The organism is Bradyrhizobium sp. FW305-F6, assembly GCF_058782905.1.
In genome coordinates this window covers 827,563-852,455 of record NZ_JBYSYD010000003.1, presented here as the reverse complement: position 1 = coordinate 852,455, position 24,893 = coordinate 827,563, and the positions used below count along the sequence as shown (strand labels likewise).

At 62.6% G+C, this 24,893-nt stretch carries 24 protein-coding genes; 12 read left to right on the top strand and 12 right to left on the bottom strand.

Annotated elements, in window-relative coordinates; genetic code table 11:
• Window positions 1-50: 50 nt before the first annotated feature.
• Window positions 51-416, bottom strand: coding sequence for a DUF2946 family protein (locus AC3WLX_RS24430; RefSeq protein WP_492337882.1), 366 nt, complete (start codon window positions 414-416; stop codon window positions 51-53).
• A gap of 479 nt (window positions 417-895) precedes the next feature.
• Between AC3WLX_RS24430 and AC3WLX_RS24425 the strand changes: the two genes are divergently transcribed.
• From AC3WLX_RS24425 to AC3WLX_RS24385, 9 genes are all read left to right on the top strand, one after another.
• Entirely contained in the window at window positions 896-1,300 is a 405-nt protein-coding gene (locus AC3WLX_RS24425; RefSeq protein ID WP_492337881.1) for a globin, read from the top strand.
• Between the two features lie 142 nt (window positions 1,301-1,442).
• The gene (locus AC3WLX_RS24420; RefSeq protein ID WP_492337880.1) at window positions 1,443-2,465 is read left to right on the top strand and encodes a sugar ABC transporter substrate-binding protein; all 1,023 of its coding nucleotides are present in this window, start codon (window positions 1,443-1,445) and stop codon (window positions 2,463-2,465) included.
• Between the two features lie 6 nt (window positions 2,466-2,471).
• Window positions 2,472-3,974 (top strand): sugar ABC transporter ATP-binding protein, encoded by a 1,503-nt coding sequence (locus AC3WLX_RS24415; RefSeq protein ID WP_492337879.1) that lies wholly within the window; start codon window positions 2,472-2,474, stop codon window positions 3,972-3,974.
• Between the two features lie 11 nt (window positions 3,975-3,985).
• On the top strand, window positions 3,986-5,011 hold the full coding sequence (locus tag AC3WLX_RS24410; RefSeq protein ID WP_492337878.1) for an ABC transporter permease: 1,026 nt from the start codon (window positions 3,986-3,988) through the stop codon (window positions 5,009-5,011).
• A gap of 279 nt (window positions 5,012-5,290) precedes the next feature.
• The gene (locus AC3WLX_RS24405) at window positions 5,291-5,917 is read left to right on the top strand and encodes a TetR/AcrR family transcriptional regulator (RefSeq protein ID WP_291619380.1); all 627 of its coding nucleotides are present in this window, start codon (window positions 5,291-5,293) and stop codon (window positions 5,915-5,917) included.
• A gap of 128 nt (window positions 5,918-6,045) precedes the next feature.
• Window positions 6,046-6,720, top strand: coding sequence for a L,D-transpeptidase (locus AC3WLX_RS24400; RefSeq protein ID WP_492337877.1), 675 nt, complete (start codon window positions 6,046-6,048; stop codon window positions 6,718-6,720).
• A 56-nt stretch (window positions 6,721-6,776) separates the two neighbouring features.
• Window positions 6,777-7,601 carry an oxidoreductase gene (locus AC3WLX_RS24395; RefSeq protein WP_492337876.1) on the top strand — a complete coding sequence of 275 codons (825 nt, stop codon included), beginning with the start codon at window positions 6,777-6,779 and terminating at the stop codon, window positions 7,599-7,601.
• 51 nt (window positions 7,602-7,652) lie between these two features.
• Window positions 7,653-8,501: an alpha/beta fold hydrolase gene (locus AC3WLX_RS24390; protein ID WP_492337875.1), complete on the top strand. Its 849-nt coding sequence runs from the start codon at window positions 7,653-7,655 to the stop codon at window positions 8,499-8,501.
• A gap of 102 nt (window positions 8,502-8,603) precedes the next feature.
• Window positions 8,604-9,134: a VOC family protein gene (locus AC3WLX_RS24385; protein WP_492337874.1), complete on the top strand. Its 531-nt coding sequence runs from the start codon at window positions 8,604-8,606 to the stop codon at window positions 9,132-9,134.
• A gap of 360 nt (window positions 9,135-9,494) precedes the next feature.
• Here the strand turns inward: AC3WLX_RS24385 and AC3WLX_RS24380 are convergent, their stop codons facing one another.
• Window positions 9,495-10,199, bottom strand: a complete 705-nt coding sequence (locus AC3WLX_RS24380; protein ID WP_492337873.1) for an L-2-amino-thiazoline-4-carboxylic acid hydrolase — start codon at window positions 10,197-10,199, stop codon at window positions 9,495-9,497.
• A gap of 45 nt (window positions 10,200-10,244) precedes the next feature.
• Window positions 10,245-10,637: a RidA family protein gene (locus AC3WLX_RS24375; protein WP_492337872.1), complete on the bottom strand. Its 393-nt coding sequence runs from the start codon at window positions 10,635-10,637 to the stop codon at window positions 10,245-10,247.
• A 130-nt stretch (window positions 10,638-10,767) separates the two neighbouring features.
• Between AC3WLX_RS24375 and AC3WLX_RS24370 the strand changes: the two genes are divergently transcribed.
• The gene (locus AC3WLX_RS24370) at window positions 10,768-11,394 is read left to right on the top strand and encodes a LysR family transcriptional regulator (protein ID WP_492337871.1); all 627 of its coding nucleotides are present in this window, start codon (window positions 10,768-10,770) and stop codon (window positions 11,392-11,394) included.
• Window positions 11,395-11,648: 254 nt separating this feature from the next.
• Here the strand turns inward: AC3WLX_RS24370 and AC3WLX_RS24365 are convergent, their stop codons facing one another.
• The 5 genes from AC3WLX_RS24365 to mtnK form a co-directional block, all read right to left on the bottom strand.
• Complete coding sequence (locus AC3WLX_RS24365) at window positions 11,649-12,332, bottom strand: Crp/Fnr family transcriptional regulator (RefSeq protein WP_492337870.1); 684 nt, start codon at window positions 12,330-12,332, stop codon at window positions 11,649-11,651.
• Between the two features lie 893 nt (window positions 12,333-13,225).
• Window positions 13,226-13,423 (bottom strand): hypothetical protein, encoded by a 198-nt coding sequence (locus AC3WLX_RS24360; RefSeq protein ID WP_291630216.1) that lies wholly within the window; start codon window positions 13,421-13,423, stop codon window positions 13,226-13,228.
• A gap of 530 nt (window positions 13,424-13,953) precedes the next feature.
• Window positions 13,954-14,106: a hypothetical protein gene (locus AC3WLX_RS24355; protein ID WP_366865689.1), complete on the bottom strand. Its 153-nt coding sequence runs from the start codon at window positions 14,104-14,106 to the stop codon at window positions 13,954-13,956.
• Between the two features lie 314 nt (window positions 14,107-14,420).
• A complete protein-coding gene (locus tag AC3WLX_RS24350; protein WP_492337869.1) occupies window positions 14,421-16,181 on the bottom strand; it encodes a B12-binding domain-containing radical SAM protein in 1,761 nt (586 codons plus the stop codon).
• A gap of 304 nt (window positions 16,182-16,485) precedes the next feature.
• Complete coding sequence (gene mtnK / locus AC3WLX_RS24345; RefSeq protein ID WP_492337868.1) at window positions 16,486-17,775, bottom strand: S-methyl-5-thioribose kinase; 1,290 nt, start codon at window positions 17,773-17,775, stop codon at window positions 16,486-16,488.
• A 270-nt stretch (window positions 17,776-18,045) separates the two neighbouring features.
• Here mtnK and AC3WLX_RS24340 point away from each other — a divergent pair, with 270 nt between their 5' ends.
• Both AC3WLX_RS24340 and AC3WLX_RS24335 read left to right on the top strand, forming a co-directional pair.
• Window positions 18,046-18,495: a YidB family protein gene (locus AC3WLX_RS24340; protein WP_492337867.1), complete on the top strand. Its 450-nt coding sequence runs from the start codon at window positions 18,046-18,048 to the stop codon at window positions 18,493-18,495.
• 34 nt (window positions 18,496-18,529) lie between these two features.
• Complete coding sequence (locus AC3WLX_RS24335; protein ID WP_492337866.1) at window positions 18,530-18,793, top strand: GlsB/YeaQ/YmgE family stress response membrane protein; 264 nt, start codon at window positions 18,530-18,532, stop codon at window positions 18,791-18,793.
• A gap of 105 nt (window positions 18,794-18,898) precedes the next feature.
• On the opposite strand, the gene AC3WLX_RS24330 is transcribed toward AC3WLX_RS24335, so the two are convergent.
• From AC3WLX_RS24330 to AC3WLX_RS24315, 4 genes are all read right to left on the bottom strand, one after another.
• Window positions 18,899-19,246 carry a hypothetical protein gene (locus tag AC3WLX_RS24330; protein ID WP_492337865.1) on the bottom strand — a complete coding sequence of 116 codons (348 nt, stop codon included), beginning with the start codon at window positions 19,244-19,246 and terminating at the stop codon, window positions 18,899-18,901.
• A gap of 171 nt (window positions 19,247-19,417) precedes the next feature.
• Window positions 19,418-21,919, bottom strand: a complete 2,502-nt coding sequence (locus AC3WLX_RS24325; RefSeq protein ID WP_492337864.1) for a beta strand repeat-containing protein — start codon at window positions 21,917-21,919, stop codon at window positions 19,418-19,420.
• A 339-nt stretch (window positions 21,920-22,258) separates the two neighbouring features.
• A complete protein-coding gene (locus AC3WLX_RS24320; protein ID WP_291623477.1) occupies window positions 22,259-24,316 on the bottom strand; it encodes a metallophosphoesterase in 2,058 nt (685 codons plus the stop codon).
• Window positions 24,317-24,617: 301 nt separating this feature from the next.
• Complete coding sequence (locus AC3WLX_RS24315) at window positions 24,618-24,893, bottom strand: DUF1467 family protein (protein ID WP_291623479.1); 276 nt, start codon at window positions 24,891-24,893, stop codon at window positions 24,618-24,620.

Sequence of the window (24,893 nt, the reverse complement as noted above, 5' to 3'; positions counted from 1 at the left end):
CGCCGCCGGCGCAACGACAGCACGCGCCAACGGTTCGGTTTGTCGCTACGTCAGGAAAATTGCGGTGGGGCGCGCGCCTGGGCGGCCGAGTCCTCAGGGGAGACGACAGCAATGGAGTCTGCCGGATGCCACTCCAGGCGCTCGGCATGGCGGACCGGAAGCGGCAGAGCCGCGTGCGTCGGCGAATCGAGCGAGGCGTTCGCCTGGGCGAGGCAGCACAGGGCGCAGGCGCCAGCATGCGCAGTCGGCGAGCCGGTCCGATCGCCTTGCTCGCTCGGGCTATGGCAGATGACGGCGGAAGCCAGCGGATCGGCGATCGCCTGCCCCGCCGCCAAACAAGCGGCAATCGGCGCCAGCACCTGCATCGCCAGGGCGAGCAGGACCAGAGGCAGGAACTTTTGCAGCCGTGCGCGCATCTGTCGAACCATTCGTCGTGGGCTCACTAAACACCGCGGCGTCAGCCGAGTCGAGCCAGTTCCGCCGCGCCTTGGACGGTGCAAATCTCGCGAAAACTTTGTTCGTGGATCCGCCCGCTGCCCAGAGGGGGCGGCATTGAGGCAACCAAGCAGCCCTGACCCATCACCGGATTTCTTAAATCCGTCATAGACTTAGGCAAGCAAAAGCCCGATCGTTTCGCCAACTGCTGTTATTTTGAACATTCGTTGCCGAAAATGATGACAAGTGAGAAAAGTTGATCTAGCATCCTCTTGCTCAGGCGCTGACTGCGAGGTCGAAGCCTGGTGGTCCAAGTCTCGGGAGGAGCCCCTGGCGCGCAAAACGCAGCGTCGCCCCGTCAATCAAGAGCAAATCTTAGAATCGGGGATAATAGGGTCGACACAATTTTCGAGCGGGGCCAGGGCCCCGCTCTTTTTTTGTCCGCGCGGCTGAACTGGCGATGAACACGGCCTCTGATCCGGTCCAAGACAGCTTCGAACGCGCGGCCTTGCGCTGCGCCGATCTCACGCCGCTGGTCTATCGACGCCTGTTCGAGCTGCACCCGGAAACGCAGGCGATGTTCCGTTCGGACGGCGCCGATCTCGTCAGGGGATCGATGCTCGCACTCACGATCGAAGCCATTCTCGATTTCGCCGGGATGCGTCGTGGGCCGTTCCGGCTGATCGTCTGCGAGGCAGCTTCGCACGATGCCTACGGCACGCCGCACGAGCTGTTCATCGCGTTCTTCGCCGTCATCAGGGACACGCTCCGCGATCTGCTTGGCGATGAATGGACGCCGGAGATCGCGCAGGCCTGGGACGCCCTGCTCGCCGAGATCGACGCATTCGCCGCCGCACCCACCTGACCCTTTGCGCTGCACCAACGCGCGGGCCGCGACGACGCTGCGGCTGATTGCAGATTGAGTGGCAACAACTCTTGTGAGAGACTTTCGCGGATCGGTCGCGCAAGCAATGACGCGCCGACGACAAGACATATGGGAGCGAGCGATGTCCGGGACGAAAGATTTCTCGACGACGAGGCGCGATCTTCTTCAGGCGGCCGCGACCGCCGGCGCCGCAACTGCCCTCCTCGGCAGCATCGGTATGAACCCCGCACTTGCAGCCGCGGTCGGACGCAGCGAAAAGCCGCTCAAGGCGGCGTTCTCCAATGCGGGCCTGCAGGCGACCTGGTGCGCGCAAGGCAAGCAGGCCGCCGAATTCTGGGGCAAGCTGTTCAACGTCGAAGTCACCTGGTTCGACGGCCAGCTCGACGCCGTGAAGCAGCGCGCGGCGATCGACAACATGGCCTCGCAGAAATGGGACTTCGTCGCGATCCAGGCCTTCGGCATCGGCACGCTCACGCAGCCGGTGCAGAAGATGATCGACGCCGGCACGCCCGTGATCGACATGGACACGCTAATCGCCCCGCTCGACCAGATCAACGTCCACTCCTTCCTCGCCCCCGACAACGAATTCATGGGCGCCTCGGTGACGCAGGCGCTTTGCAACGCCATGGGCGGCAAGGGCAAGATCATCATGACGCAAGGCGCGCTCGGCCACACCGGCGCGCAAGGACGGGCCAAGGGTTTCAACTCGGTGGTCAAGCAGTTCCCCGGCATCGAGGTGCTGGACACGCAGCCGGCCGACTGGGACGTGTCGAAGACCGCCCGCCTCTGGGAAACCTACCTGACCAAATATCCGCAGATCGACGCGGCGTTCTTCCACAATGACGACATGGCGCTCGCCGCCGCCAACATCATGAAGGCGCGCGGCCGCACCAACATCTTGATCGGTGGGGTCGATGCGATGCCGCCGGCGATCCAGGCGGTGAGCGAGGGCCGCATGTTCGCCACGGTGCGCAATCCCTCCTGCCGTATCCATGGCGGCGCGATCATCGCGGGCGTCTCGGCCGTGGTCGGCGGCGAGAAGAGCGGACAAGGCATCCCGAAGAACGTCGTCACCGACGGCCCTGTCGTGACCAAGGCCAACGCCGCGGGGATGCAGTGGATGCAGGAGCACTTCCTGATCTGAGCCTTCATGCCCGAGGTGCGTTCACCCATCCTCGAACTGCAGGGCATCACGAAGAGCTTCGGCGGCGTCGAGGCGCTTCGTAGTGTCGACTTCGCGCTTCGCCCCGGCGAGATCCATGGTCTCGTCGGCGAGAACGGCGCAGGCAAGAGCACGCTGATGAAGATCATCGCCGGCGTGCACAGCGAGTTCGCGGGGCGCTTCCTGGTCGACGGCCAACAGATGCATTTCCGGTCGGCGCGCGATGCGCACGCCGCCGGCATCGCCATGGTGCACCAGGAGCTCTCTGTTGCGCCCGACCTGACCGTCGCGGAGAACGTCTTCCTCGGCAACCAGCCGACCAACGCTTTCGGCCTCGTGCAATGGCGACGGATGGCGCGCGAGGCCGGCGAGCAGCTCGCCCGCTTCGGCATCGACGTCGACCCGATGGCGCGGCTCGGCGACCTCCCGATCGGGCTGCAGCAGCTGATCGAGATCGCCCGTGTGCTGTTCTCAGGCGCGCGCATCGTCATCCTGGACGAGCCGACCTCCGCCCTCTCCCCGCCCGAGGTCGAGCGCCTGTTCGCAACGCTCCGCCGGCTGCGCGAGGAAGGCACGGCCATCGTTTTCATCTCGCACTTCATCGAAGACATCCTGCACGTGTCCGACACCGTGACCGTCTTCCGCAACGGGCGGAAGGTCGCGGAGACCGCGAGCGCGGCAACCAGCAAGGGCGCTCTGATCGAGGCCATGATCGGCCGCGGCGGCGAGGCGCTCGAGCACAGCTACACCGACGACCTGATGCTGCCGCAACCAAGCGCCAGCTCGGTGATCCTGAAAGTCGACCAGCTGTCGCTGTCCCGCAGCCTGAAGGACGTCTCCTTCGAGGCGCGCGCCGGCGAGGTGCTCGGCATCTACGGCTTCATGGGCTGCGGCCAGCAGGAGCTGTCGCGCATTCTGTTCGGGAAGCTCAAGCCCGACAGCGGCACGCTTTTCGTCGAGGGCGTGCCGAAAACATTCGCCAGTACGGCGGCGGCGCGGCGGGCCGGCGTAGCGCTGGTGCCGGAGAGCCGGCGCGACATGCTGTTCCACCAGGAGCCGGTCTACAAGAACATCTCGATCAGCATTTTGGACCGCATTTCGGCCCTGCTGCTGAAACCGGCGCAGGAGCGCGACATCGCCAAGCGCCAGGTCGAGCAGCTCCAGATCAGGCCGCCGGTGGTCGGCCTCGATCTCGGCATGCTCTCGGGCGGCAACCAGCAGAAGGTCGCGCTGGCGAAATGGCTGACCTATCCGCCCAAGCTCCTGGTGCTGTGCGAGCCGACCCGCGGCATGGATGTCGGCGCCAAGAACGACGTCATCAACATCGTCCGCGACCTCAGAACAAAAGGGCTTGCGATCATCGTGCTGTCGACCGAGCCGGAGACGGTGCTGTCGCTGGCCGACCGCATCCTCGTGCTCAAGCGCGGCGCATTGGTGCGGGAATTCAGGAACGAGCCGGTCAGCAAGGACCGCCTGCTGGAAGCGGCGTGACGGAGAAGCACATGAGCAGCGAGACGGCTTCGGCAACAGGACGGCGGGCGCGAGGCCTTGCGCCCTTCCTGCGCTCGCAGATGCGCAACATCGCCCCGTTCCTCACCCTGATCTGCCTGTTCACCTTCTTCGCCTTCGCCAGCCCCTCCTTCGCGACCCTGGACAATCTCGGCAACATCCTCACGCAGGTCTCGATCACCGGCATCATCGCCGTCGGCCTCACCTTCGTGATCCTCTGCGCCGAGATCGACCTCTCGATCGCCGCCATCGCCAACGTCACCGGCATCGCCGTCGCCTACTTCACGCTGCAGGAATCCTACGTCAACATCGCCAACGTGCCGCTGCCCGGCGCGGTCGCGATCCTGCTGTCGATCCTGCTCTGCGCGCTGCTCGGCCTCGTCAACGCGCTGGGGCTGACCGTGATCGGCATCCCCTCCTTCATCATGACGCTGGCCATGATGCAGATCGCGGCCGGCATCTCCGCGCTCCTGGTGCGCGGCCAGATCGCCTACAAGGTGCCGAGCCTGATCACGACGCTCGGCTCCGGCTCGATCGGCGGCATCCCCTGGCTCGTCATCATCGCCGCGCTGATGCTGCTCGGCGGCCATCTGGTGCTGACCTACACTCGGTTCGGCCGCTACGTCTACATGGTCGGGGGCAACCGCGAGGCCGCCGAATATTCCGGCCTCAACGTCAAGCTCATCCTCGGCGCGGTCATGGTGATCTCCGCGGTCTGCTCCGGCATCGGCGGCATGCTCGGCGTCGCCCATTTCGGCAGCGCGCAGCAGAACGAGTTCGACACCTATCTGCTCGACTCCATCGCCGCCGTCGTGGTCGGCGGCACCAGCCTGTTCGGCGGCCGCGGCGGCATCGGCAACACCATCGTCGGGCTGTTCGTGCTCGGCGTGCTCAACAACGGGCTCGACCACGTCAACATCGACAGCTTCCTGAAGATCCTGATCCGCGGCCTGATCCTGCTGGCGGCGCTGGTCATCAACGTCTACGCGCAGCGCTTGAGGGAAAAAGCGGCGGAGTAGACGGCTCCACAGCAAAAGTTGCGAAAACAACCCCATGCACAGTAGCCGGGGCCAGCAGAATCAATGGCTTGCCGGAGACCCTGCCAACGTGCGGATTTAGCGAAGTCAATTTTGACTCGTCGGGCAAAACAGCGGTATGGGGCGTGATGGCGGCGGCTTCGATCGGTCGCCGCTTCCCCGTCATTGCCGACCAACGTATTGCGCGTGTTCGACCGCCTCGTCCAACACGTCCCTTCGATCCGATCTCCAGCATCGCTCGCTATTGCACTTCGGAACCAATTGGTCTATATTGCCTGCATGATGGCTTCCAATTCTCAACTGCCCGTCGGCCGCCCCCGTGAGTTCGATCTCGACGAGGCGGTAAAGCGCGCAATGCAGGTCTTCTGGGATCGCGGCTATCACGATGCGTCGTTGCCCGACCTTCTCGCCGGAATGAAGCTTTCGAAAGGCAGCTTCTACAAGGCTTTCGGCGACAAGAAATCTGTCTTCCTGCACGCCCTCAAGCTCTATACCGAAGACGGCCTGCGGAACGTCCAAGAGGTTCTTCGATCCGATCCTTCGCCGAAGGCGGCAATCCGCAACGCTCTCATACGGTATGCGGATCTGTCTTCTGGAAGCAAAGGCGTTCGCGGATGTTTCGCCGTATTGACCGCCGCTGAGATGTTGCCGGGAGATCCAGAGATCGCAGACCTGATCAAGCGTCTTTTCGCCAGGCTTCAAGACCTGTTCGCTGCCACCGTCTCGAAAGGGCAAGCTGCCGGCGAAATCAGGAAGGGTCGCGACCCCCGTGTTATCGCGCACTTTATCGTCGCCCACGCGCAGGGCATGAGGGTTCTTGGAAAAGTTGGATCACGTCGCGACGACATGCTGAAAAATATCGATCTCCTGATGGAGACCGTTTTTTAAAGCGCAATAAGGAACCAAATGGTTCCTATTGCAGTTGCATCGAAGGCGACACTAGGAAGTTCAATGTCGAAGATCTCGAGAGTCGCCGGCCCGACCGCGGCACTGGCTCGAACCGATCAGGAATTGATATGACGAACTCACACGCAAGGCATTTTGCACGCATCGCAGTGATCGGCGTTATAGCAGTCCTTTTATCGGGCTGCGTCAGCAGCAGCGGTCTGGTGGATGCAGATTTCAGCAGCACGCCTGCTGAATATGCGCAGCTGACCGACGGACCTCGCACAATACCAGCGGTCGACATATCCGCCATTGATCCGGAAATGTTGCGCCAGCGCGTGGACTACCCGACGGGTGAGCCGGTCGGAACCATCGTTGTAGATACGGCTGCTCGTCATCTCTACTTTGTGGAGGGAAACGGGAAGGCGATGCGTTACGGCATTGGCGTCGGCAAAGAGGGACTTGCCTTTGCCGGCACTGCCATCATCAAGCGAAAGGCAGAATGGCCGCATTGGAGCCCGACCAAGAACATGATGGATCGGGAACCGGCGCGGTATCGACATCTCGCAGAAGGGATGGTGGGCGGCCTTGGCAATCCGCTCGGTCCCCGCGCTCTATACCTCTATCAGGGCGATCGGGACACATTGTTCCGGATTCATGGAACGACCGAGCCTGAGACCATCGGCGGCGCCGTTTCGAGCGGATGCATTCGACTGATCAACCAAGACATCATCGACCTCTATGGCCGCGTCAAGATTGGAAGTCGCGTCGTCGTGATTCAGCGCAGCCGGGCGTTGGATTCTTGAGCGCGACTGGCTGGGCCAATCGCGGTTTGTCGTCTGAAAATTCGGAGAACAAGGCAATGAAAACTTGGTTCATCACGGGCTGCTCGAGCGGTTTCGGCCAGCGCCTGGCGCTCGCTGCGGCACAGCGCGGCGATCGCGTCGTCGCGACGGCCCGCAACGTCAAGACGATCGAGGAAATGGCCGAGCCTTTCGGCGACCGCATGATCGCTGTGCCACTCGACGTGACCGATGCGGCGGCAGCCAGGGCAGCGGTCGCAGAGGCGGTCGAGAGCTTTGGCGGGCTCGACGTGCTCGTGAACAATGCCGGCTACGGGCTGTTCGGCGCGATCGAGGAAGGCACGCCCGAGGAGTATCGGCCGATGTTCGAGGTGAACGTCTTCGGCCTGATCGAAACCACCAAAGCCGCCCTGCCCGTGCTGCGACGTTCGGGCGGAACGATCGTCAACATGTCGTCCGGCGCCGGCATCGCGGGCGGCGGCGGCGCAGGTTATTACAACGCCGCCAAGTTTGCCGTCGAAGGGATTTCCGAAGCGCTCGCCGGCGAGCTGAAGCCGTTCGGCGTTCGCGTGCTGATCGTCGAGCCCGGGCCGTTTCGCACCGATTTCCTTGGCCGTTCGATCACGATGGCGGCCAACGAGATGCCGGAATACGCCACGAGCTCGCGCAGGCACTATCGCGAAACCAACAACGGCAGTCAGGCGGGCGATCCCGACAAGGCGGTCGCGGTGATCCTGCAGGCAGTCGACGCCGATGAGGCCCCGCTTCATCTGCCGCTCGGCCCGGTCGCGCACGCGATCGCCGAGCGAAAGCTGGCTGCCTTCCGCAGTGATATCGACGCCTGGCGCAACATCACGATCGCCACTGATTTCGACCAGCCCTGAGCGCTGGCCGCGTGCTTTGTTTGAACGTCAACATCCGACTGGAAAGCGATCATGATCGCAACTTTAGAGGGCTTTACCCAGCAGCTGGTGCCGGTGAACGGCATCAAGATCAATGCCGTCACGGGAGGTTCAGGCCCGCCGATCCTTCTGCTTCACGGCTGGCCTGAAACATGGTGGGAATGGCACAAGGTGATGCCGCTGCTCGCCGAGCATTTCAGCGTGGTCGCCATGGATCTGCGCGGTGCGGGCTTTTCCGACTGCCCGCTCGACGGCTATGACAAGGCGACGATGGCGCGCGACGCGCATGACGTGATGGTTGCCCTGGGGCATGAACGCTACGCCGTGTGCGGACATGACATCGGCGGAATGGTCGCCGTGCCGCAGGCCGCCATCTATCGGAAGGCTGTTACCCACCTCGCCGTCCTCGACGTTCCGCTTCCCGGCTGGAGCGGATGGGAGGCGACGACCGCAAGGCTCTGGCACTTCGGCTTCCATATGAACCGGGACCTGCCCGAGCGCCTGATTCACGGCCGCGAATATGACTATGTTTCGACTTTCATGGCCGAGCGGTTTTACGATCACAGCACCTTCAATCCGGCGGACATCGAGATCTACGCCAAGGCGATGGCGCTTCCTGGCCGCACGCGTGGCGGTATGGAATGGTATCGCACCTTCACCGGCGATCATGCGACTGCGCTCGAATACAAGAAGCAACCGCTCGAGATACCGGTGCTTGGCCTGGGTGGGGAGCAGCGGTTCGGTGCGCAGATGGTGCCGATGCTCCAGGAGTTCGCAACCAATGTGAGGGGCGGCTCGATCGCGCGGTGCAGCCACTATGTCGCGGACGAGCGGCCGAATGAAGTCGCAGCCGCCCTGATCGAGTTCCTCGAGGCCAATTGAAACTCCGCGCCCGCGCCGTCCCGGGCCCGTCGGATTGCGAGGCTGCGGGCGAATTGCGCCGCAGAAACGCGATGGTTCGAATAAAAAGCAAAGGAGACTGTCATGACCACACCCGTCATTCGCGGCGTCAATCATATCGGCATCACGGTGCCCGACATCGAAGCAGCAAAATCGTTCCTCGTGGAAGCTTTCGGCGGCCAGGTGATCTACCAGTCCTTCGGACCGCAGGATCCGCCGCGGCAGGGACCCGAATTCGAGCGGGCCGTCGGCGCTTTTCCCGGAACGGTCGTGCGTGCGCAGGCGATGGTCAAGATCGGAACCGGACCCGACATCGAGCTCTTCGAAATGCACGGTCCCGAGCAAGCCAAGCCGATCCGCGCCAGCGACTTCGGCATCACGCACTTCGCTCTCTACACCGACGACATCGACGTATCGGTCGCGCGCTTCGAGAAGGCGGGAGGCACACCGCTCACTGCCCCGCGCGCCATTCCCTATGCAACCGAAAAAGGTCCTGGAAACAAGGTCTGCTACTGCCGCATGCCGTGGGGTACGACGATGGAATTCATCACCACGCCGGACCGCATGGCCTATCATGACCAGACGGATCTGCGCAGGTGGCAGGACGAGGACTGAGCAGGGAGCGAAAGAGACCCGCATCAGTCAAGTCGCGGCGACACTAGCGATGTCGGAAGGTGCGACGAGGCCCAGCCGCGACGGCTGTCGTGACGGGTCCATCGCGCTGGCGCAGAGCTATCGCAATGGTGTGCACGATCCGGCGACATCGGCAGTGGGCTCCCTCCCCCGCTTGCGGGGGAGGGTTGGGGAGAGGGTGTCTCCGCGCTGGGATTATCGAGATCAACTGAGGACGTCCCAGTGCGGTGAGGGCCCTCACCCGCCGCGCGCGGGACGATGCTTCGCATCGCCCGGGGGGCGCGTCGGCCTCTCCCGCAAGCGGGAGAGGCCGAGCAAGCCCGCAGACAGTCCCCGTGTAGTTCACATGCGATTGCGCTCCCGGTCCGGCGGCAGCCGCGAAAACCGGAAATCGCAGTGGCTGGCGCCGCTGGCCAGCGTCTGGGTCCGTTCCAGGCGGATGCCTCGCGCGGCGTAGGCGACGAAATCCAGGCCGCAGATGTTCGGCAGGATATCCTTGTCGCCATGACGCGCCGCGAGCTTGCAGAAGCCGCAGGCCTTGTAGTTGATGCCGAATTCGAAGCTGTCTTGCGGACCCGGCTCGACGAAATCGTAGACGAAATCTTCCGGAAACTCTGCTTGGTGAGCTCGTGTAACGCTCCTTGCCGCCTGCTCGCGCAGCAAGGCCTGGTTCTCGGACGACATGAACTGACAGCCGGAGGCAAGGCGTTCCGCCGCCGGCGCCGTCAGCAGCTGCGCCTTGTAGGTTTCCCGCTCGATCTCGCCGATCACGGGCACGGGCACGCCGTGGCGACGGAGCACCCGGCTGATGGCCATGAAGCCGGTCAAGCGCATGAAGAAATCGCTCATGCGGCTGGCTGCACCGCCGACAAAGGGCATCTGGGAGAGGACGACCGCGAATTCGTCCATCACCTCTCGCCTGATCTTGTCCATATCGGAGATATGCGCGCGCTCGTGGAGCATCGGTTCAGCGAGGTCTATTCGATCGCGCATGGCGGCCTCCATCGTTTGGCGGTGCGTCTGGTAGAACGGATGGATCTCGGCCATTGGACACCCGATATGATTGGCTCATTGCAATATCGACAAGCCAGCTCATTCGGCGGCGATCGCCTCGATCTCCAGCAGCCATTTGCCGTCGACGGTCTCGACGACCACGACGGTCAGTGCCGGCTGGTGCTCCCCGAGCATGGCGCGGCGAATGGCGCGGTTGGCGACGAGTTGACTGCGATCCGTCAGGAACGTGGTGACCTTGACCAGGTGCTCGACGCCGAGACCTGCCGCGGCGAGCACCTCTCTGACGTTGCGCCAGGCCTGCTCGCATTGCGCCTCGAAGCCGTCGGGCACGGTGCCGTCGGACTTTTCGGGCACCTGACCGCTGATGAACAGCAGGCGGCGATGCTGCTTCAGCTCGAGCCCCATGCAATAGCCGCCGACAGGCGGGTGAACCGTTGCGGGATTGTGGCTGACGATGTGAGCTGGCGACATGGCGTTTCTCCGGATTGGCGCGCCAACCGTAGCCGGCAGACTCGCTGCTTCGCAAAGCATCATTGCTGCGGTTCAGGACAAGAAAAACTATTGCAAGGCTGCAGCCCATCGGTGTCAAAGTGCAGTTGCGATGACCTACGCCCTGCCCCCACTCAACGCGCTCCGCGCCTTCGAGGCCGCCGCGCGCCATCTCAGCTTCAAGCTCGCCGCGCACGAATTGCACGTCACGCCCGCGGCCGTGGGGCAGCAGGTGAAGGCGCTGGAGGCACGGCTCGGCGTGCAGCTGTTCGAGCGGCTGCACAAGCAGCTCATCCTCACCGAAGCCGGCCTGGCCTATCTGCCCGGGATCTCCGAAGGCTTCCGCCACATTGCCGAGGCGACCTCGCAGTTGAAGCCGGCGGGTGCGGTGCTGCTGCAAGCGGGAGTCCACGGCAGCATCGACCTGCGCCGCCTCGAACTTGCAGCGTTTCGCAGCAAACATCCGGAGATCGGTTTGCGCGTGCTGCAGCCCGCCGGCCTGCACGAACTCGTCGATGGCAAGGTGGACGTGCTGATCGCCCGCGGCGTGAGCCATCATCCGGGCTATCGCTGTGAACGGATCGATGAGGGATCGGGCGCGGGTGATTGGCTGGTTGCGCCGGAAGGCACGGCAGATTGTCCGGAGATCGTCAGTTTTCGCGCGTGGCTACGCGCCCTGCCCGCGGCGAAACCGCTCGCAAATCGGCGGCCGCGTCTGGTCGGCGGCGTCGGGAGTTGAGGCGACCCCAACGTTGCGTGCCGAGGCCCAAGGCTGGGTTCAACTCACCGCGCACCTACTCGTACATAGAAAATCGTGGTAAACATCCAGGGCGCGTCGTCATAATCCGCGCAGCAGTTGGAACGCGGATGTCCGCTGTGCTCCTGATAGCCGCGCAGCAGCCGGCCTCACCGGACGTTCGAGGAGGGCCAGAAGCAGAAATCGCGGACGCAAGCCGCTCTTAGAACATCTTCTCATCGAGCATTGTCGGGCTGCTATAGATCGTCATCCCGCTCAATCTCGGGCTTTTCGTGCAAAACGGCATCCAGCAGTGAATTGTGAACTTCTATCTTCCCATTGTAGCTGATGAGTCCAAGTTTGCGGAATTTGTTCATGAAGAAGCTCACCCGGGATCGCGTCGTGCCGATCATCTCTGCCAATGTTTCCTGGCTGATGTCGATCAAAATAGGCCGAGTTGTGCCTTCCGTTCCGAAATGCGCGAGCAGAAGAAGAAGGCGTGCAAGTCGCTTCTCGCTTGAATTAAAAAGCTGGTCGATCAAATCCTCTTCGATGCGGCTGTTTCGCGTCAGGAGATAGGCCATGAACAGCTCGGAAAATTTCGGCTCGGACTGAACGGTGTGGATCATCGCTTCCTTGCTTATTGAAGTGATCACGCATTCCTCCACCGCGGTTGCGGTCGCGATCCGCAGTGGATGACCATTGAGGCACCCTTCGCCGAAGAACTGGCCCGGTTCCAGAATCCCGACGACCGCTTCCTTTCCCCGCTCGGACACGACGGTGAGCTTGACGCGGCCTTTCTGAATGTAAAAAACCGCATCTGCCACGTCTCCTTGCGTGAAGACGTGCTGACTTTTCTCAAATTTCAGGATTGCCTTGCCTGCCCCTACCTTTGCGAGAAAGGCTTGGGGATCGAACGGCTTCTTGGTCGATTTCCCCAAAGGAGTCTCCTTACCCCGATGAGCGCGTACTCATCGTTATAGTGGTTCAGCGCCGACATGTCACTTACGTCTTCGCTGCCTAGGGGGCGCCGAAAATCACGCCCCGATCTGCGGGCTCGATCACGACGCCGCGTTTGCTCGTCGAAATGGCACGAAGTCTTACGTCGGCGCTGGCAATTCACCCCGGAGCCATCCTGCAAGTTCGCCGGACTTCATCGGATCGAAAAGCTCGACCACGCGCTGATGAACGTGATCGCAAGCGGGGCACTTGAATGTTCGGATGTCAAAGCCCGAGGCACTGGAGGTAATCCGTGCCAGCATTGAAATTGCTCTCTTGCACTTTGGACATCGTGGCTCGTGAATCGTGATCATGTGCTTTGCCTTCATCAGGCGGGAGCGCTACAGAACTCTCAGTCACCGGTAGTTGCCGATAAGTGGACGGTGATAAGATGACCCTGCAACTGTCGCTAGTTCCGCGCTGTTCTGTTTTGCTCAGGCAAGAAATTCACTCATGACGTCTGACAGGGGACCAAAGACGGACAGAGGCCATCGTTCAACCACCGGAAACGTCCGGTGATGGTCAAAGGCAAACAATGCGACCTGAGAACTGAGCGGACCTCACCGCACTCCGCGACTTTGCTGATGGGCCAAGACGGCATGCGGTTCGTCTTTAAGGGAAAGAGGCCGCAGGCGGCCTCAGTTCGTTTTGCGACGCAGCTTCCAGATGATCTCGCGGAGGTCGCTCATATACTCGGAAATCACCCGCTGCGCTTCTCCACGCGGGAGGACGTAAGTTGCTTTACGTCGCTCTGCTGTTCGGACTTAGTCATGTTTCTAACGCTCCCAGAGTGGCTGCCGGGAGACGCTCCGCAGGAGGCTGGCTGTTTCAACGTTCACCTCGGCGGCTGCAATCCGGGCGAATTTAGCCATTCGCTGATGTGAGCGCCGGTCTCTGCTTGCCGGGCTTTGCGGATCGCGCGTTCCCGCTCGATACCAGGTGGAAGCGATGTGGCTTCCTGACGGAGGCGTTGGGCTTGTTCGGCAAGGCGCTCTTCAAGGGACGTGGTTTGCTTGAAACGGCGTCGCTGCATAGCGCTGCTCCTTTGTAGAGTAGGCGGGATCGCTAGTGGCGTTCTCATCACCGATGAAAGCCAAGGGCCGTGCGGTGATCATGGAAGTCTGGCAGGTCCGGTGACCGACATCTGGTCAATATTGACCACCAGCTAGAATACAGATTCGGGAACGTGGCCCACGGCAGGTCTGTAAGAGTCAGAAGCGCCGGTTTGAACGGCGCCGCGTCACTTCCGGTGTGCCACGATCAGCAGACCATATCTGAGCCAAACCGAGTCGTCGGCACCGAACCACAACCTGAAATTGACATTCGTGGCTACGCTCGACTAAGCAAGCGCGCCGCATGTGGAGGGACCAATGGACAAACGATCCAGCAGCGCAGGAGAGTACAGGTTCTTTCTCGAACTGTTCATCGTGCATCCAACCGATAGGCCACAACAGGCCGCGTCTTTGTCCACATCATCAATGACGACCGCTTCTCGGCTTTGCCGGATTTCGTGGCAGATGATTCTTTCTACCTTGAGTTCATCTCCGGGCTTCAAACCAAAAGCTAATTCATCTCGCGAAGCGCAGGTGATCCATCTGTCTCGGTCACCCGTGCAACGGCCGTAAATCCCATACCGGTAACCCGGCTGACGACGTCCAAAATGGTGGGAACAGCGGCGATCCCGCTGACTTTGGTAATATCGCTATCGTAATTCATCCGCCCCATCATTGTGTAGGCAAGCTATTATTGCGCAATACTTGGATCAAGCGGCCCGCAAGGCCATTATCCGTCAAGCGCAGGATCCCTTTGGACGGGTGCGCCCCTAGTGTCCGTTCCGTGTCATTAGCGGCGTCAGCGCAACCATGACGCCATGTCCGGTGTCTCAGAAAGCCGAGACGCCTGCGACTCGTCTCTGGTCAGCTTGGGGCACATCCGAAGTATTGGTTTGGGCTGTTCCGCGCAACTGGACGCCGGTTGATCTGATCCGATGGATCGCGGCGTCTGAGAAATCAACCAACGAGAGTCGCCTCCTATCCCCCGGCTAACTTGGGTTTCTGTGCCTCCTCGATATGCCGCCGCTGATCGAGAAACGCCTGGCTGGACCGCGTCTTGTACAAATCCAGACTCGCGGTCTCGTCGGCCTGCAGCGTGATCGCCGCATCGACATAGGCGAGCCGGTGCGGATCCGACTTGACCTTGCGCGCCAGCCGGTGGAGGCGCAGCGCGAGCGAAGCCCATTGTACCGCCTTCACGGCGGTGTCGGCGGCATAGCGAGGATAGAACGACCAGGCCGGCTCGACCGGCAGATGCGGACGGCGCTCATCGCGGCTCTTGAGCCGCAGCACACCCCCTTCGAGCGGATGGACGCGCTCGATGGGATGGTAGCCTTTGAAATAGAGCGCGTAGGTGCCGATCTTGCCGACATTGTTGCCTGTCGCCGCGGCACGCCGCATCAGCGTCTCGATGTGCTCCCAGCTGTAATAGGTGTTCCAGGCGAGCTCGACGGCTCGCTCCCAGTCCGCCCTGGACATGGCAGGATGGTCCGTCGTGACGTGGTCCAGGTCGTATTTGTTGAGGTCCGCATCCATCGCGATGCCCTTGAGGTAGAGCGTCTTATGATCTTCCGAGCCCGGCAGCGGCGTCAGGAAGAAGAACTCCAGCATGTCGATCGGCAGCTCATGCTTGATGATCTCGATGTCGCGGACGATCGATTCCGGTGTGTCGTTGGGAAAGCCGACAATATAGCCGCCGATCGTCATGATCCTGGCCGTCTTCCAGGCCAGCATCATCTCGCGATAGTCGGTGATCTTGTTCTGCCGCTTCTTGGCGCCGAGCAAACTGTCCGGGTTGATGTTTTCGAGACCGATGAAGCAACGCCGGACGCCGGCCTTCGCGCATTTCTCGATGAAGTGAGGCAGCTTGTGGCAGAGCGTGTCGACCTGGATCGTGAAACGGAGGTCCCAGCCCTCCTGCTCGCGCAAAGCGATGATGCGGTCGAGCAGACTTTCCCAATCCCTGTTGCGCGCAAAATTGTCGTCGGTGAGAAAGAAGGCGAAGACGCCCTGGGCGACGTTGGCGCGGATCACGGCCTCGATGTCGTCGGCGCTGCGGCGCCGCGACTTGCGGCCCTGCACGTTGATGATGGTGCAGAACGAGCACTGGAACGGGCAGCCGCGCCCCGCATCGAAGCTCGTGGTGTGGCCGATGACCCGTCCGATCTGCTGGCGGGGAATGATCGGCAAAGGCTGGCTCTCCAGGTCCGGCAGATCGTCGACGTAGTTGTAGAGAGGCCGCAATCGTCCGGCGACCGCATCCTGCAACAGCTCCTCGAGCCGTCCCTCGGCTTCGCCTGCGAAGACCGATACACCGAGGTCCATCATCTCCTGAACGCCGGGATCGCGCTTGGGCAGCATCGAGAGTGTGCCGGACACATGGAAGCCGCCGATCGCAACGTCGATGCCGAGCTTGCGAAACTGTCTCGCCAGATCGAGCGATCGGGGAAACTGGTTGGACTGGACCCCGACCAGCATCACCATGCCGGCATCCGCAGCCTTGATCGCGCGCGTCAGATCCGCGACACGCACCTTCCAGTTGGTCTCATCGATGGCGTCGATCTCGATGTTGCAATCGGGCCCGAGAACCCCGCGTTCACGACAATCGAGCGCGATGCCGTAAAGGCAGGCCAGCGAATTCGAAGGCAGGCCGCCGCGCCACCATCGAATGACATAGCCATCGTCGTCGTAATGTGACGGCTTGATCAGAACAAGCCGGAAAGTCTTGTTCTTTTTCATGAGCAACGGTAGCTCGATCCCGGTCAAAGGCCAACTGGCTTCCGCCAGCTCCTCGCAAGATGACGACGAACTGTGGCACGAAAACATCCGGCCCAAGGTCCTCGGCTAACCGACGGCACAGCATGTTCGGCACAAATGGGACTGCACCCTCGCCAGCTCGTGCGCAAAGCGTCCGCTCCGAGTTCCGTGCGATAATGCTCTGATCGATCACAAGATTTCCGCTCGCCCTGGGACGGCAGCGAGCCCGGATTTCGAGATTGCGGCCAACGAGACCTGGGGAGGTCGCTCCTCTCATGCGGCCGGTTCAGCCGGACAATTCCGGCTGCCAATCGCGTAGATTTCGCGCAGCGCCAGTGACGTCGGCGATCGTGCGAAACGTCGGCGCATCCACCATCATCTTGCGCGCGAGCCGCACGGCGCGCGCCTCGCAGATCGCGCGCCGTCGCGGGTCTTCGATCAGCTCGAAGTCGATGTTGTGGGCGAGACCGAAGATGCGGCGGATGATTTTTGCGGCGGCGAATCCAACGGCATCGGTGAACAGGCGCTGCATATAGGCCTGCCGTTCGGCCTCGAGGCGCGCGGCGCCCCTGTCGCCGGTGAACAGCGATGGCGGATAGGCGTCGCCGGTGGCTTCGGCGCGCCAGAGATCGAGGAATTTGCGGGCGAACTCGCTCCAGACCATTTCGACGCTCTCCAGAACCCACCCCTCGAAGGCGGACCGTTCGCCCGCGGCGCGCTCGTGGCCGGCGGAAGCGAAATAGGCCATCAGGAGATTGGCCAGGACAGCGCCGACGTCGAAACCCATCGGGCCGTAGAACGCAAATTCCGGATCGATCACCCGCGTCTCGTTGTCCGTCACCATGATCGAGCCGGTGTGGAGGTCGCCATGGAGCAGCGCTTCGGGGCTGGCCATGAACTTCAGCTTCAGGCGGGAGACCGCGACATGCAGCTCCATGTCGTCGCGCAGCTCCGCGGCAAGGCCGTCGAGATAGGGTGCGGTCCAGCGATTCTGCTCGGCGAAACGATAAGGATCGGTGAAGATCAGATCTTCGGTGATCTTGCAAAGCGCGTGATTGCCGGCGAAGGCGGCGATCCCCTCCTTCTTCGCGGCGGCTGACAGCGCGAGGTCGGAGGTGAAGAACAGCGTCCTGGCCATGAAGGTCGTGATGTCGTCGACGAAGCGCGGATATTGCCTCGCCCCAACCAGCCCCTTGCGCATGATGATATGGGGCTCGAGCAGCTCCATGACCGTCAGCGCCAGGGCATCGTGATGGTGCAGCACGGCCGGCACCAGGCCGGGCGCGAGCTGGGCCTGCCGGGACAGCGCGAGATGTTCGTAATGGGCGCGCGACAGCGGCAGCGGCCAGCTTTCGCCGACGAGGCGGACATAAGGCAGCGCCTGCTTCACCGCAATGCCCCCGCGCGCGCCTTTGACGATGAAGACGAGGTTGAGATTGCCGTCGCCGACCTCGGTGATCGCCCAGGACGCCGGTTCGCCGCCAAGGAGCGCGGCGATATCGGGCAAGCCCGCGAGATAGTCCCGCAGGTCCGCCTCGTGCAAAATCCGATAGTCCCCTGCCCGGTCCTCGGTCATGACGATCCCATCCCATGCCTCGGCCGGATCGTTACTCCACCTGCTCGCAAGCTCGAGCCGATCCCGGCCATTCTTTTGATCGGATCGTAATCGCAATCAAAGCGGTCCGCCACCTGGAGCGCCGCTGCCGGCGCGCAGGACCTGGGCGCACGGTCATTGGCACCGGGCAGACCCGCTGGGACGCTTGGTCGCGAGCCATGATCAGACGATTGAGGAACCCAATCCGGCCGAGACAGTTTTGGGTTTCTGACCTTTCTGAAGGAGCTGCCGATGAGCCGCGGAATGCCCTCCATGACTGCCCTTCTGGCGATGCTGGCCATCGCCGGATACCAGAACCGCGACAAATTGGCTGAGCTCCTCAAGGGCGCGGGCGGCGGCGCGTCCGGGGGCGGCCAGCAGCCGCCTGGAGGCGTGCTCGGCAATCTCGGCGGCATGCTCGGCGGTGGCGGGCTCGGGAGCCTGCTCAATGGCGGAATTGGCGAACTCCTGGAGAGCTTCAACCAGAACGGCAAGGGCGAGATCGCCGATTCCTGGGTGAAGCCCGGCCCCAACAAGGAGATCTCCTCGCCGGAGCTCAAGCAGGCCATCGGCAGCGACGTCCTGGAAAAGCTCGCACAGCAGACCGGACTCTCCCAGGACGAGATCGTCACGCGACTATCCCGCGAGCTTCCGACTGCAATCGACAAATACACGCCGGATGGACGTCTGCCCGAGGCATAGAAGCAGCGGCTCAAACCCAGAGAAAAGGTGTACCATGAGTCTTATTTGGACCATCATCATTGGCTTCATCGCCGGCGTCATCGCCAAGTTCATCATGCCGGGCGACAATGAACCTTCGGGCTTCATCCTCACGACCATCCTCGGCATCGTCGGCGCGTTCGTTGCCTCCTACCTCGGCCAGGCGCTGGGCTGGTATCGCCCTGGTGAAGGGGCCGGCCTGATCGGCGCGGTGGTCGGCGCGATCATCGTGCTGTTCGTTTACGGTTTCTTCGCCGGGCGGCAACGCCGCGCGATCTAGCGCGGAATCGCCTTAGGCTGAAACGGCAGCGTCCCCCTGCGCCGCATGCTTCGCGACGCCCGCCTCTGGCGGGTTGTCAGGATGGACCGAGAGCGTGGCAGCGATCTATTCCCGCTCCAGGAAGCTGGAGCCGATATCGGCCTTTCGCTTGATCGGGTCGTAATCGCAATAGACGTTGTCCGCCACCAGCGTATAGCTGGCATAGACGCTGTACTTGTCCGTCTTGACCGAGTTCAGGCCGATCACCGAGGTGCTCTTGCCGCCGTTCCATCTGAACGGCGTCGAGCTCTTGGCCTGTTCGCAGGCCAGCACCGCTTCGTTGAAGACGTAGCCCTCGACGAATGCTTTCAGCGTGCGTACCTGCACCGCCATCTTCCATTCGAAATAGCCGACGGCGCCGAGCCCCGCGACGATCAGCACGAGAAGAGCGATTACGATCCTCTGAAAACTCATTTCGATGTCCCCCGGACGCACACGGCATCAATGCTGCTTTGCAAGCGCGGAAGGGTAGCAGAAATCGATCCTGTCGCCAGACATTGGAGGCCAGGATGCGCAAGGGGCACGCCAGCGCGGCGTGCCCCTTGGCTGCTTCGTTCACCGGGGCACCAGGCCCCCCGTGTCCATTCACGCCGCGTGCGGGAGGGAGAGCTGCGGCTGGACCTGATCCACGGGATTGGTGATGATCGAGCCGCCATGGCCGTCTGCGGCGAGCGCGAAATCGGCGGCACTGTACTGTCCCAGCAGCTGCAGGGAGGCGCTGTGGACGCCGTCGGTGATCGTCAGCGTCCCGCCGGTGTTGCTTTCGTTCGCCGTGTAGCCGAGGGAGGTCGCTTCGCCAAAGGCGATGTCTCCGAGATCGAGCTCCACGCCATCCTGCCATCCCGAGATGGTCCCGCTGAACGCCGACGACTGGTCCAGCACGAGCTTGGCGGAAGCACCGCCGAACGTCACGTCGGTGAGCGTGCCACCGGCATAGACGTATTCGAGCCCGTGCGCACCGATCGTGGTGCGAACCGCGCTGCCTCCCGCACCGACATGCTGCGTGCCGGACACGATGGCGGTGTCGCTCGCCGTGCCCCACACATACTGCGCTCCGCCGTCGATGATCGTATCGGTCGCGTTGCCCCAACTGACCTGTACACTGCCGGCCTTGAGGATGGTTCCGCTCGCCGTGCCGCCGGAATAGACGAGCTGCGTGCCGCCGTCTTCGACGGTGGTGTGCGAGGCTTTGCCATGGACGGCCTGCACGCCGCCGCTGCCGATCACGGTCAGGTCGGCGGTGCCATCGTAAACGATCTGCTTCCCGCCCAGGATCGAGGTGCCGGTGACGGTCCCGCCGGTGTAGACGTCCTGTTCGCCGCCGGCCAGGATCGTTGTCGTCACGGCGCTACCGCCGTTCCCGATCACCTGGAGACCCGCGACCATGGAGCCGCCGGCGGTACCGTAGACGTAGTCCACGGCGCCGCTCGCCACGGTGCTGCCCTGCTCCGTCCCCCAGTTGATCTGCGAACTCCCGGCCTCGAGCGTGATATCAACGACCGTGCCGCCCGCATAGATCTGCATATGCGCGCCGCTTCCGAGTACGTAGTCCGACGCCGTCCCGTAGACGAATTGATGGCTGCCGGCGCCAAACGTCCGCTCTCCCGCCGACCCGAAAACGTAGTGCGAGACGCCGGTGTTGCCCGCGGCGTCGGTCGCCACGAGATCGAAGGCGGTGTTGAACTGCTCCCAGGCCAGGCCGGCGCTCCAGGCCCCGTTGGCACCGACCACCGTCGTCGAAGCCCAGCCGTTCGCCGACGTGCCGTCGCGCAGCGTGAGGGTTTGTCCGGCCGCATCGACATCCACCGAACCGGAGATCACCGCGGTCCAAGGGCTGGCTGACGACACGGCCGACAGCACCGGCACCGGCTTGACGGTATCGACCGAGAACACCTGCGCCTTGACCTCGGTTCCGCTGGCATCCTTCCAGGTCACGACGAAGCGGCCATCGGCATAACCGGCGATCGAGGGCTGCGACTGATCGGAGGCGGTGCTGGTGTTGACCAGTTGTTCGCTTCCGACCTTTTGCCCATCCGCGGTGAATACCTGCAACTTGATGCTGCTGCCGCTGGCGTCCCCGCCCGTGCCGCTCCAGTCCTGCCAGGCAATGGCGAAGTCGCCGTTGCTGAGGGCGGTCACCGTCGGCGTGAACTGCGAATTGGCGGTCGTGGAGTTGACGAGGAATTCGCCTCCGACCTTATTGCCGCCGGCGGCGTAGAGCTGCGCCTTGATGGCGCTGCCGCTGCTGTCGCCGCCAGCCTGGCTGAAATCGTACCAGGTCACGACGAAGCCGCCGTTGGGCAGCGCGGAGATCGTCGGCTTCAACTGGTCAGAAGCCGTCGCCGTATTGACCAGCTGTTCGGAGCCGACCTTGCTTCCATCCGCCGCAAAGATCTGGGCTTTGATGCTGGTGCCGGCGGCGTCGCCGAGCGTGCCGCTGGAATCTTCCCACGTCACGACGAATCCGCCGTTGGCGAGACCGGTCACCTTCGCATTGGCCTGGTCGCCGCCGATCTCGGAATTGACGAGCAATTCAGGACCCGATTTGCTCCCATCGGCCGCGAAGATCTGGAGCTTGATGCTGGTGCCTTCATCGTCCCCGCCCTCGCCGCTGTCGTCTGTCCAGGCAACGGCGAAGCCGCCATTCGCCAGTGCGGACACTGTCGGCGAGAACTGCGAATAGGCCGACGCGGTATTGACGAGCGTCTCCGATCCGACCTGCGCACCGTCGGCGCCAAACACCTGGGCCTTGATGCTGGTGCCCTCTCCGTCGCCCAGCGTCTGGCTGTTGTCGAACCAGGACACGACGAACCCGCCAGTGGACAGGCCCGTGATCACGGGCGCGAGCTGGTCTGCGTCGGTTTCGGTGTTGATGCGGAATTCGGACCCGATCTTGCTGCCGTCGGCGGCATAGATCTGCGCCTTGATGCTGGTGCCGCTGACATCTCCCAGCGACCCGCTGGAATCATCCCAGGTCACCACGAAGCCGCCGTTGGCGAGGCCGGTGACGGTGGGCGCCTGCTGGGCGCCGGTCGCGTTGGTGTTCACAGAGAATTCGGAGCCGACTTTTACAACGGGAGCAGCCATAGGACTGGATCGCTTTCATTCAAACGGGGCCAGCTGCGGACAACGCAGCGCGGCAACAGGTTGCGAGAGCGTCCGTATTGCATCGCAGCTTATCATATTTTTGATGATATGTTATGTTTTATGTGAACGAGCGGTCGCCGCCCATGACGCGCTGGATGCAGACTTCAGCTCGTGCAATTCTCGCGAGAGACGAACACGCCGACATTTTCCCGTAGCCGCTTCCTTTCCAGGAAAATCAAGGGCCGCACTCCGACGGCCGGAATCGCCGTCGGAGTGCGGCCCTGCGAAGCGGAGTTCGCACGAGCGAACTCCGCGCAGTGATGGCTCGAGATGGTGTCGTCAGGTCCGCCGAGCGGTCAGCCATTCGCTGCGCCCGATCGGACGGTAGACCATGCGGATCTCGCCGACCGCACCGAAGAAGCCGTCGGCCAGAACGCCATCCCACCAGCCTGCACCGAGGATCCAGGGCTGCGGCGAGTTCTGCGAGCGCAAGCCGATCGCCGCGTTGCCCACGTTGCGCAGCACCGGCGCGCCGTCGATGTACATCGTGGTGGTAAGCGTGGCGGGATCGTTGACGATCGCGATGTGATACCAGGTATCGCGAATGATTTCGCCCGACCAGTTCGTCTGCGCATAATGCGAGACGGAGGCAGGCACCACCTCCCACTGCACTTCACGCAGGTTCGAGATCGCGAACAGAACGCTCGACGCCTCCGGATCTCCACCCCAATAATTGCCGGGGACGTTGCCGCGGTTTCCGACGCGGCCGAGGATGTTGCCCCATTTGTGCAGGTTCGCGGTCCACCCGGCCGGTATCTTCACGAAGGCCTCGACCGTATAGCCGTTCCAGAAGCTCCGGCCGTTCAGCGATGCACCTGCCGCCGTAAGGAAGGCGTTGAAGCGGCCGACCGTGTTGTCGGTGTTGAGAAACACCACGCTGCCCGCGGCCGAGGACAGACGATGCTTGTCGGTGGTCCACACGACGTCGCCGAGTTGCGCGGAGGCGACGAGCGCCGCGCGGGCCAGATTGTTGCCGCCCGCCACGTCGGGAATGATCCCGCCGACCGGAACAGCCTGTCCGTCGACAATCGTGGACGGTACGCGCCAGTGCACCACCGTGTCGGCGACGTGCGGAAAATCCTCGGTGTCCGCAGGCGGCACCACGGCGGGCGTCGGCGGTTCGACATAGCCGGCCAGCAGGTCGGCACGCACCGTCGGCAGAATTGCCGGGCCGGTCAGCGTCTTGCTCGGACTGAACCGCGTGAATTTGGCGAAGCGGTTCTTGAAGTTGATCGGGATGGAGAAGCTGTTGTTCGCGCCCGTGAGTTCGGCATGATCGAACTGGTTGAGCGTGTTCTTCGGCTTCTGTACCACCCAGGGCGAGAACGACATCACATCGATCTTGTTGTTGGTGAAATCGACCTCGTACAGGCGCATCATGGCGTTGCCGCCCTGATAGTCCATCTGATAGTCGACGACCATCTGGTGGACCGGATTGCCGAAATTGTTGATCTTCGCAAGATACGCAGCACCATGGTGATGGCCGTTCAGCGTCATGAAGATCTGGTCCTTGTCGCGGATCAGCTTTTCCCACAGCATCTTGCCGTATTCGGTCTCCAGCGGAGAAAGGCCATCGCTATCGATGGCGAGAAGTTGGTGGTTCGACAGAATCACGGGCAACGTCGGATTGCGATCGATCACGTCGCGGGCCCAGGCGATGGCGCCGTCCGAGGCGCGCCAGGACAGCGAGAGCACCATGAACTTCACGCCGTTCGCCTGGAAGATGTGATACTCGTGAAATCCGCTGCTGTCGCGCTCGCGGAATGTCGACTGCTGCGCAGCACGGCTGCTCGGGAACCACTTCAGATAGGGTTCGGCATTGAGGTTGCGCTGGGCATCGGTGCCTGAGTTCTGGTCCCACGGATTGTGATAGTCGTAGTCTGCAACGACGTCGTGATTGCCGGCGAGGATCGAGTACGGGACCTTGGCGTTTTCGAGTTTCGCCATCGCGGCATCGGCGATGATCCACTGGTTCGGCTTGCCCTGCTGATCGACCACGTCACCGAGGTGGACGACGAAGCGGATGCCGTATTTCGCCGCATTGTCGGCGATCCACTGGGTCTGGGCATCGAACGGCGTCGAACCGTAGGCCTTCTGGAATTGCTGGTTCTCGTCGGTCGTCGCATAGCGCGCATAGAACTGCGTATCGGGCAGCACGGCGATCGAGAAGCTGTTCAATGACGGAGTGGAGGTCTGCGCCTTTGCCGCGCCCGCGCCCATGGCGAGCATCGAAAGGCTCGCGGCCCCTTGCAGGATCGTACGGCGGTCGATCAAATGGCGCGAGGAATTGGTGTTGCCGGATTGGTCGTTTCCGGCCTTGATATCGTCATTGCTCATCGGAGAGTGCCTGTTGCTACGGTCGCGGCTGCGACGGTGGCCGGTCTCTAGCGATGTCGATTAACATTAAAATTAAGGAAATATATCATTACTTATGTTAGCTTCGAAACTGCGAGCGCCGCAGCGGGACTGCGACGCCGAGCGAGACCCCGTGGAGATGCGAACAAACACACCTCTTCATACAAGCCATGTCGTCGGTGCCATCACGCGTTGAGTTCGGGACAAAGGAGCATCCACACGGGCGACTGCCTGGGACAGCCGCTCCGAACGCCGCAGCAGATTTTTCCCCAGCTGCCGGGTATCAGAACGGCATGCCCATCATCTTGGTCAGGCGATCGAGCCGGAGGTAGCCCGCCTGGTAGGCGGCCATGCCGAGCCCGAAAACGACCGCGGAAATCAGCGTGGTCCAGATCAGCTTGCGTCCCATCCGCGTCAGGATCGGCGCGCCGGGATCGGTGCCGGGCGCGCCGACGCCGTCCTCGTGCTGGCTGCGCACGCCGAAGGGCAATGTGACGAACAGCATGACCCACCACAGCACGAAGTAGATCGCAAACCAGGTCGAGAGCTGGATGACCAT

Coding starts and splice junctions, on each gene's coding strand:
- AC3WLX_RS24340 (WP_492337867.1), top strand. CDS start 18,046: ATGAGCCGCGGAATGCCCTCCATGACTGCCCTTCTGGCGATGCTGGCC.
- AC3WLX_RS24335 (WP_492337866.1), top strand. CDS start 18,530: ATGAGTCTTATTTGGACCATCATCATTGGCTTCATCGCCGGCGTCATC.
- AC3WLX_RS24370 (WP_492337871.1), top strand. CDS start 10,768: ATGACCTACGCCCTGCCCCCACTCAACGCGCTCCGCGCCTTCGAGGCC.
- AC3WLX_RS24385 (WP_492337874.1), top strand. CDS start 8,604: ATGACCACACCCGTCATTCGCGGCGTCAATCATATCGGCATCACGGTG.
- AC3WLX_RS24415 (WP_492337879.1), top strand. CDS start 2,472: ATGCCCGAGGTGCGTTCACCCATCCTCGAACTGCAGGGCATCACGAAG.
- AC3WLX_RS24425 (WP_492337881.1), top strand. CDS start 896: ATGAACACGGCCTCTGATCCGGTCCAAGACAGCTTCGAACGCGCGGCC.
- AC3WLX_RS24380 (WP_492337873.1), bottom strand. CDS start 10,199: ATGGCCGAGATCCATCCGTTCTACCAGACGCACCGCCAAACGATGGAG.
- AC3WLX_RS24390 (WP_492337875.1), top strand. CDS start 7,653: ATGATCGCAACTTTAGAGGGCTTTACCCAGCAGCTGGTGCCGGTGAAC.
- AC3WLX_RS24400 (WP_492337877.1), top strand. CDS start 6,046: ATGACGAACTCACACGCAAGGCATTTTGCACGCATCGCAGTGATCGGC.
- mtnK (WP_492337868.1), bottom strand. CDS start 17,775: ATGACCGAGGACCGGGCAGGGGACTATCGGATTTTGCACGAGGCGGAC.
- AC3WLX_RS24330 (WP_492337865.1), bottom strand. CDS start 19,246: ATGAGTTTTCAGAGGATCGTAATCGCTCTTCTCGTGCTGATCGTCGCG.
- AC3WLX_RS24375 (WP_492337872.1), bottom strand. CDS start 10,637: ATGTCGCCAGCTCACATCGTCAGCCACAATCCCGCAACGGTTCACCCG.
- AC3WLX_RS24315 (WP_291623479.1), bottom strand. CDS start 24,893: ATGGTCATCCAGCTCTCGACCTGGTTTGCGATCTACTTCGTGCTGTGG.
- AC3WLX_RS24360 (WP_291630216.1), bottom strand. CDS start 13,423: ATGCAGCGACGCCGTTTCAAGCAAACCACGTCCCTTGAAGAGCGCCTT.
- AC3WLX_RS24325 (WP_492337864.1), bottom strand. CDS start 21,919: ATGGCTGCTCCCGTTGTAAAAGTCGGCTCCGAATTCTCTGTGAACACC.
- AC3WLX_RS24420 (WP_492337880.1), top strand. CDS start 1,443: ATGTCCGGGACGAAAGATTTCTCGACGACGAGGCGCGATCTTCTTCAG.
- AC3WLX_RS24350 (WP_492337869.1), bottom strand. CDS start 16,181: ATGAAAAAGAACAAGACTTTCCGGCTTGTTCTGATCAAGCCGTCACAT.
- AC3WLX_RS24320 (WP_291623477.1), bottom strand. CDS start 24,316: ATGAGCAATGACGATATCAAGGCCGGAAACGACCAATCCGGCAACACC.
- AC3WLX_RS24395 (WP_492337876.1), top strand. CDS start 6,777: ATGAAAACTTGGTTCATCACGGGCTGCTCGAGCGGTTTCGGCCAGCGC.
- AC3WLX_RS24355 (WP_366865689.1), bottom strand. CDS start 14,106: ATGAATTACGATAGCGATATTACCAAAGTCAGCGGGATCGCCGCTGTT.
- AC3WLX_RS24430 (WP_492337882.1), bottom strand. CDS start 416: ATGCGCGCACGGCTGCAAAAGTTCCTGCCTCTGGTCCTGCTCGCCCTG.
- AC3WLX_RS24410 (WP_492337878.1), top strand. CDS start 3,986: ATGAGCAGCGAGACGGCTTCGGCAACAGGACGGCGGGCGCGAGGCCTT.